Origin of the sequence: Larkinella knui (assembly GCF_003858645.1) — a bacterium.
GTDB classification, from domain to species: domain Bacteria; phylum Bacteroidota; class Bacteroidia; order Cytophagales; family Spirosomataceae; genus Larkinella; species Larkinella knui.
In genome coordinates this window covers 828,563-846,346 of sequence record NZ_RQJP01000003.1, presented here as the reverse complement: position 1 = coordinate 846,346, position 17,784 = coordinate 828,563, and the positions used below count along the sequence as shown (strand labels likewise).

At 46.2% G+C, this 17,784-nt stretch carries 18 protein-coding genes and 1 tRNA gene; 14 read left to right on the top strand and 5 right to left on the bottom strand.

From position 1 onward, the window contains the following. Nucleotides 1-43 precede the first annotated feature (43 nt). From EHT87_RS17530 to EHT87_RS17505, 6 genes are all read left to right on the top strand, one after another. Nucleotides 44-1,408, top strand: coding sequence for an enolase C-terminal domain-like protein (locus EHT87_RS17530; protein WP_124907942.1), 1,365 nt, complete (start codon nucleotides 44-46; stop codon nucleotides 1,406-1,408). Between the two features lie 1,065 nt (nucleotides 1,409-2,473). Continuing rightward, a complete protein-coding gene (locus EHT87_RS17525; RefSeq protein WP_124907941.1) occupies nucleotides 2,474-2,860 on the top strand; it encodes a hypothetical protein in 387 nt (128 codons plus the stop codon). 182 nt (nucleotides 2,861-3,042) lie between these two features. After that, complete coding sequence (locus EHT87_RS17520; RefSeq protein WP_124907940.1) at nucleotides 3,043-3,477, top strand: hypothetical protein; 435 nt, start codon at nucleotides 3,043-3,045, stop codon at nucleotides 3,475-3,477. A gap of 105 nt (nucleotides 3,478-3,582) precedes the next feature. After that, nucleotides 3,583-3,936 carry a hypothetical protein gene (locus EHT87_RS17515; protein WP_124907939.1) on the top strand — a complete coding sequence of 118 codons (354 nt, stop codon included), beginning with the start codon at nucleotides 3,583-3,585 and terminating at the stop codon, nucleotides 3,934-3,936. Nucleotides 3,937-4,017: 81 nt separating this feature from the next. Continuing rightward, nucleotides 4,018-4,503, top strand: a complete 486-nt coding sequence (locus EHT87_RS17510) for a hypothetical protein (RefSeq protein ID WP_124907938.1) — start codon at nucleotides 4,018-4,020, stop codon at nucleotides 4,501-4,503. A gap of 214 nt (nucleotides 4,504-4,717) precedes the next feature. Beyond that, on the top strand, nucleotides 4,718-4,930 hold the full coding sequence (locus EHT87_RS17505) for a hypothetical protein (protein ID WP_124907937.1): 213 nt from the start codon (nucleotides 4,718-4,720) through the stop codon (nucleotides 4,928-4,930). Between the two features lie 256 nt (nucleotides 4,931-5,186). Here the strand turns inward: EHT87_RS17505 and EHT87_RS17500 are convergent. Next, nucleotides 5,187-5,260 (bottom strand) — tRNA-Asp (locus EHT87_RS17500). Between the two features lie 96 nt (nucleotides 5,261-5,356). Here EHT87_RS17500 and EHT87_RS17495 point away from each other — a divergent pair. The 5 genes from EHT87_RS17495 to EHT87_RS17475 all read left to right on the top strand — a co-directional run bounded on the left by EHT87_RS17495 (nucleotide 5,357) and on the right by EHT87_RS17475 (nucleotide 11,818). Further along, nucleotides 5,357-5,878, top strand: coding sequence for a DinB family protein (locus EHT87_RS17495; protein ID WP_124907936.1), 522 nt, complete (start codon nucleotides 5,357-5,359; stop codon nucleotides 5,876-5,878). Then, a complete protein-coding gene (locus EHT87_RS17490) occupies nucleotides 5,875-6,972 on the top strand; it encodes a Nif3-like dinuclear metal center hexameric protein (protein ID WP_124907935.1) in 1,098 nt (365 codons plus the stop codon). Before EHT87_RS17495 ends, EHT87_RS17490 begins: the two co-directional genes overlap by 4 nt. An 18-nt stretch (nucleotides 6,973-6,990) precedes the next feature. Then, nucleotides 6,991-7,740 carry a zinc ribbon domain-containing protein gene (locus tag EHT87_RS17485; RefSeq protein ID WP_124907934.1) on the top strand — a complete coding sequence of 250 codons (750 nt, stop codon included), beginning with the start codon at nucleotides 6,991-6,993 and terminating at the stop codon, nucleotides 7,738-7,740. Nucleotides 7,741-8,254: 514 nt separating this feature from the next. Beyond that, entirely contained in the window at nucleotides 8,255-10,030 is a 1,776-nt protein-coding gene (locus tag EHT87_RS17480) for a hypothetical protein (protein WP_124907933.1), read from the top strand. A gap of 240 nt (nucleotides 10,031-10,270) precedes the next feature. After that, complete coding sequence (locus tag EHT87_RS17475; protein ID WP_229321150.1) at nucleotides 10,271-11,818, top strand: tetratricopeptide repeat protein; 1,548 nt, start codon at nucleotides 10,271-10,273, stop codon at nucleotides 11,816-11,818. Here the strand turns inward: EHT87_RS17475 and EHT87_RS17470 are convergent. The 3 genes from EHT87_RS17470 to EHT87_RS17460 form a co-directional block, all read right to left on the bottom strand. Next, nucleotides 11,796-12,527: a LytR/AlgR family response regulator transcription factor gene (locus EHT87_RS17470; protein ID WP_124907932.1), complete on the bottom strand. Its 732-nt coding sequence runs from the start codon at nucleotides 12,525-12,527 to the stop codon at nucleotides 11,796-11,798. The genes EHT87_RS17475 and EHT87_RS17470 overlap by 23 nt on opposite strands. A gap of 108 nt (nucleotides 12,528-12,635) precedes the next feature. Beyond that, nucleotides 12,636-13,703, bottom strand: a complete 1,068-nt coding sequence (locus EHT87_RS17465; protein WP_124907931.1) for a sensor histidine kinase — start codon at nucleotides 13,701-13,703, stop codon at nucleotides 12,636-12,638. 169 nt (nucleotides 13,704-13,872) lie between these two features. Continuing rightward, nucleotides 13,873-14,511, bottom strand: a complete 639-nt coding sequence (locus tag EHT87_RS17460) for a histidine phosphatase family protein (protein WP_124907930.1) — start codon at nucleotides 14,509-14,511, stop codon at nucleotides 13,873-13,875. 161 nt (nucleotides 14,512-14,672) lie between these two features. Between EHT87_RS17460 and EHT87_RS17455 the strand changes: the two genes are divergently transcribed. After that, complete coding sequence (locus EHT87_RS17455) at nucleotides 14,673-15,092, top strand: hotdog fold thioesterase (RefSeq protein ID WP_124907929.1); 420 nt, start codon at nucleotides 14,673-14,675, stop codon at nucleotides 15,090-15,092. Nucleotides 15,093-15,207: 115 nt separating this feature from the next. Beyond that, on the top strand, nucleotides 15,208-15,678 hold the full coding sequence (locus EHT87_RS17450; protein ID WP_124907928.1) for a response regulator: 471 nt from the start codon (nucleotides 15,208-15,210) through the stop codon (nucleotides 15,676-15,678). On the opposite strand, the gene EHT87_RS17445 is transcribed toward EHT87_RS17450, so the two are convergent. Next, nucleotides 15,675-15,932 (bottom strand): hypothetical protein, encoded by a 258-nt coding sequence (locus EHT87_RS17445; protein ID WP_185716263.1) that lies wholly within the window; start codon nucleotides 15,930-15,932, stop codon nucleotides 15,675-15,677. The two genes, EHT87_RS17450 and EHT87_RS17445, sit on opposite strands and share 4 nt — an antisense overlap. Before the next feature lie 387 nt (nucleotides 15,933-16,319). Here EHT87_RS17445 and EHT87_RS17440 point away from each other — a divergent pair, with 387 nt between their 5' ends. After that, a complete protein-coding gene (locus tag EHT87_RS17440) occupies nucleotides 16,320-17,699 on the top strand; it encodes an alpha/beta hydrolase family protein (RefSeq protein WP_124907927.1) in 1,380 nt (459 codons plus the stop codon). Nucleotides 17,700-17,784: the final 85 nt, after the last annotated feature.

The following is a 17,784-nucleotide window of genomic DNA, read 5'->3' as shown; positions in this document are numbered from 1 at the left end:
TCGCAAACCCAATTCCAATCGTAAACAATCGTCTAAACCCTTTATGAAAAATCCTGAAATGCAATCAGAAAACAGCCGCCGGAAAGCCCTCAAGATGCTGGGATTAGGTTCTGCTGCCGGGGTTTTCGGCCTTTTTGACAGTCCCAAAGCCCGCGCCGAAAACTACGTTACGCCGGCGTATGCCAGGGGGCTGGCTCCCGTCACCATCAAGAGCGTTCGGGCCATTACCACGGCACCGGGCGGTTCTAATCTGGTGATTGTCAAGGTTGAAACCTCCGAACCCGGTTTATACGGGTTGGGCTGCGCGACGTTTACGCAGCGGGCTTTGGTCGTCATTCCGGCGATCAATACGTACCTGAACGACTTCTGCGTGGGCAAGGATGTCGATAACATCGAAGACATGTGGCAGTCGGCGTACGTCAGTTCGTACTGGCGCAACGGACCGGTTTTGAACAACGCCCTTTCGGGGCTCGATCAGGCGTTGTGGGACATCAAAGGCAAACGCGCCAACATGCCGGTATATCAACTGCTGGGCGGAAAGGCCCGGATTGCGGTCGATACGTATACCCACGCCAGCGGCCCGACGCCTGAAGCGATTGCCGATAAAGTGCAGCAATTTATGGAGATGGGTTTCCGCCACATCCGGATTCAGCAGGGCGGTTATGGTGGTGTAGGGGCAATGGCCGAACTAAAACCGGATTTTAAAGCCGCCGGGTTTGGCCGGGAAACCGACGATTTTTCGGACCAGCGGACGTACCTGAAACGCGTACCCAAAATGTTCGAACTGGTGCGCAAACGCTGTGGGGAAGATATTCAGCTGCTTCACGACATGCACGAATTAACGGAGCCGATCGACGCCATCAACATGATCAAAGGGCTGGAAGAATACCGCCCGTATTTTATCGAGGATCCGTTTTCGCCGGAAAACATGAGCTGGTTCAAACTGCTGCGGCAAACGACCTCCGTGCCGATTGCGATGGGCGAGTTGTTCAACAACATCAACGAGTTCAAGGAGCCGATGGCCAATCAACTATTCGACTTCATTCGGATTCACATTTCGCAGATCGGCGGGATTACGCCGGCGATGAAGGTGGCGCGGCTGGGCGAGTGGTTCAACGTCAAAACCGCCTGGCACGGTCCGGGAGACACTTCGCCGGTGGGTCATGCCGCCAACAACAGCATCGACATTGCGGTCTGGAACTTCGGTATTCAGGAATCCCAGATGTTCAATGACCGGGTGAAAGAAGTTTTTCCGGGTTGCCCCACCATCAAGAACGGCTATTATTACGTCAGCGAATCACCCGGTTTAGGCATCGATATTAATGAAAAAGAAGCCGCCAAATACCCAATCGGGACCAAATCGCGGTGGACGGTTCGCAAAAATGACGGTACGATTTTAAAACCGTGATGGCCGGTGAAGGCGCCAATTTGGTTTATGGCAAACGGAAAGATTGACCAACTGCTGAAAGAGGTAAAACAACCGCTGTTTGGAAGACGACAAAGGTCTGAAAGAGATGTCGTTATGGTTAGAAAAAAGGGGATTCGTAAACAAGACGTTTTGAAATGGTGACTTCCGGAATGGTCATACGTCTAATTAAATGTTGGTGAAATTGGAATAGAATCAACATCATACACGTTTCCGTATTACAACCCCGGCAGATTTGCCGGGGTTTGTTTTTGGGAGGTAGTGTGACTTTTCGAAATATAATCCGTCTCACGATTGGCTAGTACGGTTAGAGGTATTAGTTAATAAACAAACAATTTCCAGACCGGCTGCTTTGCGGCCGGTCTGTTTTTTTGGGAGGGCCCTATGGCTCGTTTGTGCTGTTTATTGGCTGTTTCATGACAGTCTTACCGACGGTTTGGGATTCTAAAAGTTTAATTAATCAGCTGGTGCTAGGGATACCAGCCTAGACTTCCGTTTCAAAGTATACAGTCCGGCCACGTTGTAGCCGGACTGTATTATGAAATGGATAAACGGACTTAAATGGTGTCGTATCGGAAAACAACCTGGCTCGATGAAGCAAGGAAATAAACCGGTCGTACTGATCACGACTGCTTTGAGGCCCGGGAAACGGAGTGTTCTTTTTGCTGGATCGGGTCTCCCAGCCTGTTAATGCATTGACCGCGCCATTTTTAAATGACGAATAAAAAACAAGGGTGCGCACTGTATTCAATCTTGAATCCCCAAATTGACAGGATCTTACCCAAACCGGACAGCGCAATTTTGAGCCGAAGCCGATCTTTGACCTATACAATAGGTTAATGAATCAGAAAGCCAATGTCTAGTTAGGTGTTGGCTTTTTTGTGGTTGTCAATTAGACGTTGAGTAACATCTTATTTTGTCCATAAAACCTGTGTTTGAAAAGTGGAGGTTTAATTTACTGGGCTTTTTATTTCGACCGTTCTGCAACCCCAATCCAACCCGTCGTGTAGAAATGGGGTCTTTTAAGGGCAATTCATCCTCATTCTTATGAAAAAAAAGCTAACATTTTGGGTGCTTGGCGTGCTTATCTTATCCAGTTGCCATTCACGAACAGAGATTCTCCCATCGGAGGCATGGTCGGAAGGTTGCGTTGAGCTTGCAGCTTATCAAAAAGGGTATCGCTTAAGTGGCATTTGTTGTGCCTATCTTTTGTTTCCAATGATCAAGCAGGGTCAAAACGGCACCTTTAAGGTGAAAGGAAGTTATCATTTTTTTACCGGAGTTGGATATGAATCAATCCCCACCGAGGTGGTTGGTGTTTTTTCCTCACCTGACACAACACTTACATTGAATTACTCCACTGGTACTCAATCCAAAATTTACCGATTAAAACCGGGGCATGCTCAAATGGCATGTAATTGCGGGTGTTTTTGAGACTATGAAAACGTGGAGTTAAAAATCAGAGGGTTGTTAGACTGTTGATTTTTTCTTTAATGAATCTTATTCTTCATCTAAAATCTGTCTACCTACTGAATACTTTAGGCAATTAGGCTATTACAAACTCCAACCATCTGCGAGTCTTTGGGGTCGTTAGGTGAACGTTAAGCTTTCTTCGTATGAAACCTGTTCTGACAAAGCTCTTACTACTCTTCTTACTTATAGCTGCTGGTTGTCATCATACCGTACCTCCTGAGCAAAATGATCCGGGAGATCTTACCTATACGGACGATCTGAGTCAAGCCCAGCAGTGGTTCGAAGGGAAATGGAAGTTGACAGCCGTTACAGCGATGGTTCCAAATCCACCGGTACCAAACGTCCAACTTATTGTCAGTAACAATCAGATTACGGTTATTCAAGAAGGCAAGCAGACGGATCGAGTCCACTTTGAGATCATCAAAACAACTTCTACTTTCCAGCTCAAAACCGATGCTCAACCCAGAGAAGATAATTGGTATGTACGCAATCCGGGTCTACTGGTTTCGAGCAATAGACTGTTTCTGAATACAGAAGGCTCCGATCCGAGTACGTTCCGCTTCAAGAGGATAGAATGACGTTACGAATGAAGGGACGTTTATTAGACTGACCCTATTAAAATTTCATTCGAATCACAACGTATTCAATCCTTTCTGAATCTTGAAGATTAAATCCTGAACACGATGAAATCTTCAACTTTCACTTTATGGATAGTAGCTTCTTTGCTCTCCTGTACTAAAAAAGACGTCACGCCCGATTGCGGATGCGATGGGAAAGCCTATCAAGTACTTACCAATGTGAAAGCATCTTATGTTGGGGGCAGATCTTTTGCCTATAAGATCCCTCAAAATGAGCAAGCTCTTAATTCATTCCGACTTTGTGAAGACGCCCAGTTAGATCCAGGCTGGCAGCCTGATACTGCAAAATTCAACTATACAATTAGTGGACAACTAAAAGCGAGTTGTATTCCTCCCGGATCAAAGACCTTGGCTTTGCCTATTCCTCTACTTGCACCCACTCAAATTGTAAAGGAGTAAAATCCATAAAGCGTGAAATTCGCATATGAACTAAAAAAGTAGTTAATTGCGGATAAAATGATGGTTAAACTAGTTCTGGCTATGCTTAAAACCACCCTTACTTCAGTCCTATGCTTTTTCGTCCTGAACTTCAATTCTTTTGGCCAATCAAAGGCACGTACTTTCCAGGAAGCAGAAAAGATGGGCAAATCTTATCAGCATCTGGACAAGCTTTATAAAAGCGCCGTTCACTCCAATACTGCTTTAGCTGTTTTCAAAACCGGTGCTGATCAGCAAAAATGCTATGGTGCTTATACGGTATTACTTCAGGATCCAGGTCGTTTTCTGAACCAAAACAATTTTCAATGGGAACGACCAACCCGTTGCTTTAATCGAATTTATATAAGTGCTGATGGTAAAATCGATTACTTTGTTTATCATTTTTTGCCTAATAAAGAAGATCCGAATTACCAGGTTTCTGAGATAAAGCGCCAGGAGTTTGCAAAGTTGTTAGCTCGGTTTGCCCAAGATTATCAATTTTCAGTATCGGCCAACGAGCCATTCGCGCCATGCAGCCCGGTGGTCTAATTTGACAAGTGAGTAGGACTCAGAAAGTTTATTTTATTGATTTAAGATTGCAAGTAAATGCAAGGCTATATAACGTGGGATAGGAGGATTGTTAAATTTTAAATAATTAAAAAACTTACTTTTTTTCTTGACTCTCTCCTGACGTCATAGCCTACTTTTACTCATCAACTGCAAATCGACAATAATTTCCCATCAGTCGACCCGCAAAACCTTTATGGGTAAAGAGAAGCTTAAACCAGGGGTTGTGTTAGCTCTTCTAGACAAGTATCTGGATGGCTCTGCAAGTATTCAAGAGAAAGAAATTATAGATTCATGGTTTGATCAACACAGCCTGGATTTAATTAGCACCAATAGGGTTGGCAGTAAGGAAGTGGAAAATCGAGTCTGGCAGGCCATCCAAAAGCGAATTAACAATTCAAACAAATAGGCTCCTCTTTTCAAGTATAAATGGATATCAAACGTGCATTTTTTGCGCGAGAGCATACCCTAATTGGATTAAGTGGACGATTTGTGAAAAAATATCAATAGGTGTACCCTGAAAATTTGGGAGGTGACCCAAAAATGCGATATGCTATAGGGCGTATTCCAGGCAGGCAAAAAAGTGAGGGCAATAAAAAAGCCCGTTTAAAACGGGCTTTAAGGCTGATAAGTGCGTCACCTAATGGTCTTTTCGCTTCTTGAAGCGGATCGGACGGGACTCGAACCCGCGACCTCCGCCGTGACAGGGCGGCATTCTAACCAACTGAACTACCGATCCATTTTATTCCGCCTTCATTTCCTGAAAACGTGGTGCAAAGGTAGATGCTTTTCGACATAACGCAATACCTTTACAGAAAAAAACCGATAAAAATGTATGAAAAAACCATTCCCGGCCGAGTATCCGAATGCCAGTAATTTCGCCAGATACATCGATCTGGTTGATACCGAGAATGTTATTGGTACGTTACGCCAGCAGTTGGCTACCGTAGAAAGTTTGTATAAAAATTTGACGGTTGTCCAGCAGAACTACCGGTATGCCGCAGGAAAGTGGTCGCCGAAAGAAATGCTGGGGCATATGATCGATACCGAGCGGATTTTTATGTACCGCGCGTTGTGTATTTCGCGCGGAGAACAGCAATCGCTGCCGGGTTTTGATGAGAATGACTACGTAGAAAAGGCCAACTTCGATGCGCAGTCGCAACAGCAATTAATCACGCACTATACTTTTGTCCGGCAGTCTACGCTGGCCCTTGCCGAAAGCCTGACGGAAGAAGCACAGCAACGAATCGGAACCGCCAACGGTCTTCCCATATCGGCCCGCGCCATTTTCTCGGTCCTGGCGGGGCACGAGCGCCACCACCTGACCATTCTGGCAGAACGCTACGGGCTACGATGAAAATACACGACATTACCACGTATCTCGAAGCCTGGGCTCCGTTAGCGTATCAGGAAAGTTACGATAATGCGGGGTTGATGGTCGGGGACGCGGCCGCCGAAGTAAGCGGTATTTTGGTGGCCCTGGACATTACCGAGGCCGTTGTCGATGAAGCCATTCGGAAAAACTGCAACCTCATCGTAGCGCACCACCCGATTGTTTTCCGCGGTTTAAAAAAACTCAACGGTCGGAATTATGTCGAGCGGGTCGTTATCAAGGCCATTAAAAATGACGTGGCGCTATATGCCGCTCATACCAACCTCGACAACATGGCCGGGGGCGTGAATTTCAAGATTGCGGAAAGGCTGGAGTTGCAAAACGTACGCATTCTTTCACCAAAAGCGCACCTTCTCACCAAACTGGCGGTTTTTACGCCCATAGATGACGTTCAAACCGTTCTGAATGAGTTGTATCAGGCGGGGGCCGGGCACATTGGTGCGTATGAACACTGCTCTTTTCGCGTGGGTGGTACCGGCACGTTCAAGCCACTGGCGGGCGCTAACCCGGCGATCGGGAAAGTTGGTCAGGACACGGAGGTAGAGGAGCTGCGAATTGAAGTCGTTTTTCCATCGTATCTGGAGAAAGTAATGGTAGCGGCTTTGAAAAAAGCGCACTCGTACGAAATGCCGGCCTATGATGTATACCCCTTGAGCAATGAAAACCAGGACGTTGGCGCCGGAGCAGTGGGCGAATTGCCGGAAGAACTCCGTGAGGCCGATTTTTTAGCGTATCTGAAGACCCGGATGAATCTTTCCCTGATTCGGCATACGGCTTTACGCGAGCAGCCCGTGCGCCGGGTGGCGGTGTGCGGAGGAGCGGGCGGTTTTCTACTGAATGACGCCATTCGCGCCGGGGCCGATGTATTTATTACGGCGGATTATAAATACCACGAATTTTTTGACGCCGACTCGCGTATTATCATTATGGACATTGGACATTACGAAAGCGAAGTATTTACTAAAGACTTGATTCAACAGTATTTGTTGAAAAAAAGTGATACCTTTGCGGTAATTTTGTCCGAAATAGACACCAACCCGGTGCTATACTACTTATAGGCAGATAAAACCGCACGAATGGAACTGACGATTGCTCAAAAACTCGAAGCACTTCTTAAACTTCAATCAATTGATTCTCAGCTTGATGAACTAAAAAAGATCCGCGGTGACCTACCGGAAGAGGTGCGTGATCTGGAAGATGATATTGCCGGATTTGAAACCCGTATCGGCAAATTCAATGCTGATATTCAGGTGTTAGAGGAGGAAATCGACCGGAATAAAGCGATTAAAAAAGATTCCGAGAAGCTGATTACCCGCTACAAGGATCAGCAGATGAACGTCCGCAACAACCGCGAGTTTGACGCCATCTCGAAAGAAGTGGAATTGCAAACGCTGGAAATTGAATTGGCTGACAAAAAAATCAACGAAGCCTCGTTCAAAATTCGCAACAAGCAGGAAGAAATTAAAGCAACGCAGTCGGCTTTAGACGAACGCAAGGAAGATCTGAAAGCGAAAATGCAGGAGCTGAACCAGATTACGTCCGAAAGCCGGGATGAGGAAAAAGCCTTGTTGAGCGAACGTGACGAACAGGCGACGCACATTGAAGACCGCTTGCTGAAATCATACAATAAAATCCGGGAGAATGCGCTGAATGGATTGGCAGTTGTGGTCGTCAAACGCGGTGCGTGTGGCGGTTGTTTCAACGTGGTGCCTCCCCAGCGTCAGGCCGATATCCGGGATAAAAAGAAAATCATCGTTTGTGAACATTGCGGACGGATTTTCGCCGATGTCGAAGGCGTTCCCGAACCGGTTTCGTCGCGCCGGTAATGGATTGGAATCGAAATTTTTTATAAAAAGGTCACCGCATGGTGACCTTTTTTTGTATCAGAAGCTTTTTGAGCTATCATTATTTGGTATGATTGCAAAATAGGCCGTATTTGTAGTAGGTTTTTCAACTTGTTATTCTACATTTGTTCCGCTAAATGGTTAAAAGATAGCTCTCTAGAATCGTTGCAATCGTATAGCCCAAATTGATACTAATAGATCCTATATTATTTTTTGTTCTCAGTTAAATGTAGAAGTAATTTCAATCGGATTTAAATTGGGATTTATCCCCATCCTAATTGAAATTTTGATACCCATTGCGAAAAGTTGCAAATAAAGTTAGCAATCTTTTGGAGTTGGAATACCATTTCTGAATTGAACCCTCAAATTGACTTTTATGTACTGGTCTTTTCTTGTCTCTCTCGGTTAATATACTGATTGAAAGTACTATAGTGCGAAACGTTTGCTGTCTTGATGCCGATACAACCTAGATTAAGAACCCGTAACTTGTGTACGCATGCAAATAAACTCTACTACTCTTGTAGGCAAAGGCTACAGAACTATAAAACTCAATCGATATAAAAGAAGAGTAAACATAATCACAGGAATAGGCTGTGGCGCTTTGCTAAGCTGCTATTTGATTCAGCAATATTATTATACTCCATCCCTTCCGTTTGGTGATGATTTACCGGTAATTTTCCAATTTTTATTCCGTTTTGATGAAGCTCCAACCTGGAGTGAAAAAATAGCTATTTTAGTCAATAATCGATTTGCCGAACATCGTTTATTAAGTGCAAGTTGTATCACTTTATTAACTTACCTGATTTCCGGAACTGTACAGCTACCCGTTTTAACGGTTATTGCGGGGTTATGCTGGGTTAGCAGTACCTTGCTTTACTTCAAATGGTTGAAGAAATCAGCTTTGTCTACGATTTGGCTCATACCTATTCTCTTTGTTTTTCTAGCAGCTGCTCCGTATCAGGTTATCTATTGGCCTATGGCGGCTTTGCAGCATCTTGTTGTTGTTTTTTTATGTTTTATTACGCTGTATTTTTTAAGTGCGGAAGAAAAAACATCGCCACGGCTCATTTTATGGGCCATTAGTTTCGCTTTTATTACCACCTTTTCGGCTGGCAACGGTATGGCCGTATGGCCGGCAGGGCTACTTGTTTTAGGGCTAAGGAGAGACGTGAAATATAGTCTGATTTGGTTTTTCTGTTCTGTTTTATCAGTTACGCTCTACTTGTGGGATTTACCGCGAACAGGCTTGCCTTCAGACCAGGCCGCTAAGCTATTGTTAACGAACGCACTTAGAAAAATAATTGGCTTTTTTGCGGGTTTAGGATCGGCAATACACACAAAGAGCTATGAATCTTTTCTGGATGATGCTAATTATGTTTTTTCGTTGAAATACCCTTCCATCTATCTGGGTTTACTAATCGTGCTTCTCTTTGGATGGGCTTTCAGAAAAACTATCCTGAATTATGATTCAAGAATAAGTCCCGTATTAGGATGCACCGTTTTTATATTTATTTCTTTTGCATTTATTATTTGGGGGAGAACTCCGATCGATGGTGAAATTGTAGCTTTTAAAAGCCGTTATTACCCGTATTCAATCGTGGCCATTTGCAATGCTATTTTTTTAATGGCTTTTCTAACGAAAGCCACTTTTTGGTACAAATGGCTATTTACTGGAAGTGTAATTTGTGGAGCCACATTCTGGTCTATATGGCAGGTAGTTGCCTATCATAAAATTTATAATCATGCCAATTTGTTGCAAGCCGGTCTTTTTAATTGGCAACACAACGGAAGTTGGGTGGTCTATCAGCAAACGAGCTATTATGAAAACTACTTCAATGCTTTCTTTGATGAGATGAAAGCGCGTCATTTTCCCATCCAGATACCGAATACCCCTTTGTCGCAAGCTTTTAAGAACAAGAAATGGACTGACCACTATTTTTCTGAATTGAAACAGGTGCAAATTCAAAAAATAAATAACTACGTGCATTTGAATCTCCGAAACGAACAGGCACAGGCCATACGGAATGTTGATGAAGGATACACGATGGTGATGGCATCGGAGAGAGATACATTCCTTCTCTGGTCGGTTGTTTCACCAACGGGCATACGAAATTTCTTTAAAACAGGGCAATCGTGCCGAGAAGGCTATCGGGTGGAAGTCGCTTTAGATCAAGAAAAGATGCCCAAAGGAAACTATTCTTTGCATCAATTTTACTACTCAGGTAATCAAGGTATAATCAACAGGAAATCGGAAAGTACAATTGTGTTCTAAAGGGGAGCACGTACTATCGTAAGATTTTGACGCCCGCATTGTGGTAAGTGCCCGGCACTATGCCTCAGTGGACTGGACGAGTGATTCAAGGGTTAGCATGGATTATCTTATGCAGAGCCAGCGTGCGGTATGCTCATTACATGTTCAGTTAGGAATGACCGCCACCGGCGAAATTATTACGCAGGATGTTAATTTGCTGGAACGATTATTTCACGAACTTCGGCGAATTAAAAATTAGTAATGCGGACGTATTTTGTGCCTCGCTGCGGATCATCAACCGTAGTCATGATTTGCCGGGCGGTTTTTCTCCTTATCGGGTTCATTTTTTGGTCGGTCACCCGACTCCAGGCCGCTGATTTCGATTTTACGCCCACCCTGCAGCGCGCTTATACTGACATTTTGAAATTAAAAGTGCAGGATGGACGGCGGGCGCTTGCCAGTGAAGCCGTCGGTACGAATGGAATCGTACTCTACGTGGATAATCTGGCCGATATGGTCACCCTGCTGGTGTCGGACGATCGCAAACTCTACAGTCAGTGGTCCGATCGGGAAGACCAGCGGCTCGATCAGCTTCGGGAACTCGACGAACATTCGCCCTGGCAGCGGTTTGCCCAGGCCGAAGTGCGGTTGCACTGGGCGTTTGTCAAGCTGAAATTCGGGCAAGAAGTTAGCGCGTGCTGGGACATCATCCGCGCCTATAAATTGCTGGAAGAAAATCGGAAAAAATTCCCGGGCTTCCTGCCCACGTATAAATCCCTCGGACTTCTGCACGTCATGATTGGGGCCGTCCCGGAAAATTATACGTGGGCGACCCGGATGCTGGGTTTGCGCGGCAACATCAGGCAAGGTTTGCAGGAAATCCGGACGGTTACGCAAAAAGATGCCGTTTTTCAGACCGAAGCGCGGTTAATCGACTTGCTCATTCGGGCGTATGTGCTGAAATTTACCGCTGCGGATGCGGCCAGCATCGAAAAGATGGTGCAGGAAAATCCGGATAATCTCCTGCTGCATTTCTTCGCAACATCGGTGCTGATGAAAGACGCCCGGAGCGAGGACGCCCTTCGGTTTCTGAACACCCGGCCAACCGGTTCAGACTACCTGGCGTTTCCGCTACTGGAGTATTTGAAAGCCGATATAGGCCTTGAGAAAGCGAACTATCAGCAGGCCGCCGGGTCTTACCGGGCTTTTTTGAGCCAATACAAAGGCGTTAACTTTCTGAAAGACACCTACTACAAACTATTTCTATGCTACTGGCTCAACGAAGACGATGCCAAAGCGCTGCCGTACCTTCGGCAGGTGACGCAGGTGGGCAGCGCGGTGGTGGAATCGGATAAAGCGGCTCAGAAATTTGCCGACCTGTATTTTAAAAAAGGCGTTTCGCCCAAGCAAAAGATTTTGATGAAAGCCCGACTGGCCACCGACGGCGGGTTTTACGATACCGCCCTGGCCACCCTGCGACCCTACACCGAATCTTCATTTTTGTTGGCACCGGAAAAAGCCGAATTTAACTACCGGAAAGCTCGGATTTACCAGCGCCAGGGCGAAATGGACGAGGCTATGCCGTACTTCGAAAAAGCGATTAGTTTGAGTGAAGCCGACCAGCTTTCGTACGGAGCCACGTCGGCTTTACAGCTTGGGTATATTTACCAGCAAAAGCGCAACCTGACCCGGGCCCGGCTCTATTTTCAGAAGGCGCTGAGTTACAAGAAACACGAATACAAAAACAGCATCGATAACAAAGCCCGCGCTGCGCTGAACGAACTTTCTACAAACTCATCAACTCCTTGAACCGGATGGCCTGACGGCGGCTGATTTCGATTTTATCACCCCCTTTTAAGGTCACCAGCAGCCCACCACTGAACCACGGCTCAATTTTGTCGATCCAGGGCAGATTGATGATGTGCTTGCGGTTGGCCCGGAAAAAGGTGTTGGGGTCCAGGCGGTCTTCCAGACTGTTCAACGACTTCAGTACCAGCGGTTTCTGGTCGTCGAAATGCAGGCGCACGTAATTCCCCATCGATTCGAACAACCGGACTTTGCCCAGTTTGACAAACCAGCATTTCTCGCCGTCTTTTACAAAAACCTGGTCGTTTTCCCCCAAAACTTTATTCGTATCCCGACGGGGCGCTTCCGTTTCGGGGTGGTGATTATTCTCCTCGATGCGATTGATTGCTTCCGAAAGCCGGTTTAGTTCAATCGGTTTGAGCAGATAATCCAGCGCATTATATTCAAAAGCCGTAATGGCGTATTCGTCGTAGGCCGTCGTAAAAATTACTTCCGGCGATTTGCCGTCGATGGCCGACAATAATTCAAATCCGTTTTTACCCGGCATCTGAATATCCAGAAACAGCAATTCCGGTTGTAGATCATCAATGAGTTTAAGGGCTTCGTCGGCGTTGGCAGCCTCGCCGATCACGTCAATTTTAGGGAAATTATCCAACAACCGGCGGAGCTCATTCCGGGCCAGCCGCTCATCGTCAACGATCAGGGTTTTCATTCTATCAAGTTTATAGTGTATCGTTTACGGTTTATGGTTTACAGTTTACGGATGGCCAACGCACTAACTTGCCTGCATCAGCCACCACTAAACGATAGACGATAAACCTTAAACCCGTTTTAATTCTTCCGTTCGCTTGAATACGCCGGCCGATTGCAGCGGAATCACAATGTCGGCGCACACCACATCGCCCGATTCCTGGTGAATCTGAAACGTCGCTTCCGGGCCGTAGAGCAGTTCAAGGCGTTGAGACGTATTTTTCAGACCAAAACCGGATGAGGCTTCCGTGTTGCCCAGCACGCCGGTATTGCGAATGCGAATGTAGAGCAGACGATCCTCAAGCCAGGTGGTGAGTTCGACAAATCCCCCGGAAATAGCCTTTTGGACGCCGTGTTTGATGGCATTTTCAACCAGCGTTTGGAGCATCATGGGGGGGACCTGCAAATATTGGGTTTTGGGGTCGATTTCCAGCCGACAATTTAAACGGTCTTCGTAGCGGACTTTTTCCAGGGCCAGATAATCCTCGACGGTTTTTATTTCCTCCCGAAGTTCGACGGTTTTGCGTCGGTCGGCCAGCAGCGAATTGCGGAGTATATTGGAAAGCTGGGTGATGCTTTGCTGGGCTTTTGTCGGATTTTCGAGCACCAGCGCCCGGATGCTGTTGAGGGCGTTAAAAACAAAATGCGGATTGAGTTGCGACCGCAAAACTTTGGCTTCGGATTCGCGGATGGAGGTTTTTAGCAGGATTTTTTCAATTTCAGCATCGCGCGACCGCTCCACGTAATGGTAGGCAGTGTAACTCAACACCCACGCCAGCATGCTTTTTCCCCAGTTCAGTAAATAGCCCAAAACGATGGACGGTTCGTCGGAAAGGTATTCCGGCAGGACCTGCTTATCGATGGGAAGATTGATGATGGTCATGATCACGGCTAAGACAAAAACCGATAAGATGACGCGGGGAACCAGTTGAAAGAAAGGCAGTTGCACCCACCGCCAGCGCTTGATCATTAATCGGTAAAGGTGGGTGAGCAGGATGCACAGAATAATGGTAGCAATTGCTTCGTAAAAAAAGTCGGATCGATACCCCTCTTCAAACGTAAAAATGGCGAACTCCGCCATGATGAGCATCGTCCACCCAACTATCTGACAAAACCAATATATTCTATTCTTAGACATGCTTTCACTTCAGGAATCAACTTCAAAGACATAGTATGTATAGCGAATATAAGGTTTTGCGGATGAAGTGCGGTTTTTATTACAGGAGTGGCAATATAGATTTTTCAGTTGTCGGTTTTCAGTTATGTAACCGATTGTCGGCAATCAGAAGATAATCACCTGCTCGAAATTACTGGTGCATTACCAAAGCCAGCAAATGGGTGCTGTCGTTCGAAACTTCGATTGTAAATTCCTTGGTTTCGTACGAATAAATGAGCTTATAGAGGCACAGGTTGCTGTGTTCGTACAAGTCCATCGTGGCCAGTTTTTCATTCATGAGCCACGATAGCAGAATGCGGATCGCCCGGCCGTGCATACAAACCAGGATGGGATTTTCGTCGGGCCGCGACAGGATGAGATCGATTACCGGTTTTTGGCGATTGGCGACCTGTTCGGGGCTTTCGCCCTGGTCGGTTGGATAATCGGTATGACCGGCGGCCCAGTTTTCAATGAGCGTGCGATAGTATTCATTGTCGAAACTGTTGGGCATTTTGCCCTCCCGAACGCCCCAGCTAATCTCATTGAGCCCCTCGTAACTTTCGTGGGCAATACCGGCATCAATGAAAAATTGCACCGACTGCATGGTTCGCCGGAGTTTCGAGGTATACACTTTGGCGAACGGAATGTGCTGGTAGGCTTGATAGAAAGCCTGGGCCTGGGCCTGACCCATCGCATTCAGATCAGAATCAACACCACTGCCCTGAACAATGCCCTGCCGGTTGTAATCGGTTTCGCCGTGGCGAATCAGATATATTGATTTTTGTTTCAATCTCGCTTACTATAATATTGAATACTAAATAACGAAGGGTGAATAACGAATCGAAAAGCCAGTGATTTATAAATATTTTAATGTTCGTTATTCCGTATACACTATTTTTGTTGGTGGGATTTTAGAAAACGCCTGCAAAATTACGAAAAAAAATTCACACAATGAAGCCGGATTGGACTTTAGAATCACTACAGCAGTTTCATGCCAACTCGATTATTGCCCATTTAGGCATTGAGCTGACCGAACTGGGCGACGGTTTTCTGACCGCCCGCATGCCGGTCGATCACCGGACTCACCAGCCGTTCGGCATTCTGCACGGGGGCGCATCGGTGGTCTTGGCCGAGACGCTGGGCAGCATCGCGTCGGTCATGCAACTCGATGATCCAAACCGGCAGCGGGCGGTGGGGCTGGAGATTAACGCCAATCACATTCGATCCGTCAAAGAAGGGTGGGTGTATGGCAAGGTGACGCCGATCCACGTGGGCCGGACGACGCACATCTGGGACATTCGGATTACCGATGAAGCGGAAAAACTGGTTTGCATCAGCCGTCTGACGGTGGCGGTGATTGAAAGCCGCTAAAAACGAGTAGCCGGACCGGAAAATAACTAAGTATTTATTCCGGAAAGTTTTGCATAATAATTGTTTGCCATCAGGGAATTAAGTTCTGTCGATTAACTGATTTTAGGGAAACGTTATGAAAAATTCTGAATCGGCAGCCTTGTCGATTAACAACACCTCTCACCAGGTGCCGATGAATGTAAATCCTACTATTTGCATTATTGAGGATAACGATGATAATCTGATCTTGTATGAATGGATAAATACCCGCCACTTGCCGGAGTACATCTTCCAGCTATACACCGACGGACTTTTCCTGCAACAGCGCCTGAACGCTTCGGGTCCTAAGCCGGATCTGATTTTGCTGGATTTAAAGATGCCCCACATCAGTGGACTTCAGCTCCTGAAACGACTGAAAGAACATCCGGAATGGCAGCGTGTGCCGGTTGTTATTTTTACGCATTCGACCTCTCCGAAAGAAGTCGAAGAATGTTATCAGGCTGGAGCAGACGGTTTTATCAATAAAGATATTTCGGTCCACGGAATTAAAGCACAGCTTGAAGCGGTTTGTGAGCATTGGCTGAAGCACCATCGTCTGTCGGTTTAGGTGCGGCCATTCCATGATCGTCCAGTGGTTACTTTCCGGATTTGGTAAAACAACTTTTCGATTAACCGGCGGTCTTCGGTAATGATTTCGGCGGAAGCAGCCATACCGGTTCGGTAGACTAAATTTTTGCCGCAAGTCGTTTTCAATCCGGCGGGAAGAGCTACGTGGGCCAGAAATACATGGTCTCTCAGCGAAACTTCGGCGATGGAAGCAATCGCTAATTCTTTCAGGCGTTTCAGTTGATTAACTTCCAAACCAGCACCCTTCTCAAAAGCCGTTGTGCAACAGCCACGAGCGTTTTGTGAGACTAAGCACTGACCCTGCAAGCTCGATAGAACCCGCATCTGTTTACTTTCATTTGGCGACGTCCAGTATCCATCAGAGCATAGCAGCCTGGGGTGCTTGAAGCGGCCACCGATTATCCGCGGTTCATACCTTTTGTCCTTTTCAACAACTCCTTGCTGAAAGGATGGCTAGTTTTAGCATAAATTTATCAACTGCCCGATGACTCGTTTCCCCTTTCCTTGCCTCAGTTGATCCGTGAGTTAGGCGGAGCAGGTAGTCTACTTTCGTGATTCTGTTCGGGCCTTTACTGCGAACAATCCAGAGTGAAATTTTTCTAAAACCGTTGCTAATAACCAATGAATAGCTTGGATATCTTGATTTTGGGATTGCTGGTGATAACTACGGTCTATGCAATAGTTCATTCTAATCGGGGCAATGGCGCATTCACCATCTCAATTAGCTTATTGTCCGTGTTAGTGGTGATTCAGCTTTTTTGGAAAGGTTTCTATTGGCACTACATTCCAGCCTATTTGCAAATCGGTTTGTTGATAATCATAGTCTATGTCAAGATGCCGTCGCATCGAAAACTTCAACACATTAGTTTAGGGGTCTTACTGGTCGTTGCCATGGTGCCCTGGGCTATTTTTCTACCTGTTCCTGTTTTAACAAAGCCTGTAGGCAAGTATGCTGTTGGAACCCAGGTTTTTCGCTGGGTAGATTCAACCAGAACAGAACAAATAACCCAGGACCCGTTTGACAAACGAAATGTAATTGTTCAAGCCTGGTATCCAGCACGGAGAGATGTAAAAGGCACTCACTCGCTTTATCTGGATGGGTTGACTAACTTACCGCCAAAGGTGAGTGTTTTACCGAGTTTTTTAATGGACCACTACGATCAAATTGATACCTATGCGGTAGCGAATGCAACGCCAGCTAAAGCTCGGAAAAAATGGCCTGTGGTGCTTTTTCTACCGGGCTACGGAGCCGCACGTGCCTTTTACACTAGCCTTGCCGTTGGCCTGGCCAGTCATGGCTACGTGGTTTTCTGTCTTGATCATCCCTATGAGTCCGCTATTACTCAACTGGCTAACGGTAAACTAGCCACCACGATTGAAAACTTTGAGCAGGGTGCTCCAGACCGACTTGGGTTTATGAAAAACCGGCTAGACATTCGTGTTGCCGATGTGCAGTTCGTACTCAATCAATTAGAAAATAAAAATTCTTTCACTACTACTTTCTTCACTTCGCTAGACCTGAATCGGATTGGTATTGCTGGTCATTCCCTGGGTGGTGCAACAGGTGCCGCTGCGATGGCTCATGATTCAAGAATTAAAGCAGCGGTCAATATAGATGGAACCTTGTACGGCGGATTGCCCAAGTCGACGGTACATCGTCCTTTTCTATTAGTAGAAAGTAATAAAGGTGAAATAGGTCATTTCGCAAGATACGAAGCCGGTAATCAGTCCTTATTCAAGCATTTTGGCGGTGGGTATCGATACGAACTGGAAGACGCCGATCATTACAGTTTTACCGATGTTCCACTCCTGCTGGCACCTCCTGCCCGCCTTCTGGCAGGCTACCTCTTGAGCCTTGGTCAGCAGTCGACAAAAACCCATACAGCAACCGTCAACCTATTAGATGCGTTTTTTGATCATACATTAAGCGGTAATCCGTCCCGGATTGACGCCGTTGCCAACCGCTATGGGAGTATCGTGCGGAAACAAATTACTTACTAATAGTTGCTCAAACGACAAGCCATACGGGTATTTTTAACGTATCCGTATCAAGCAGCCGTGTTGAAGGAACCGACAATAACTCGAC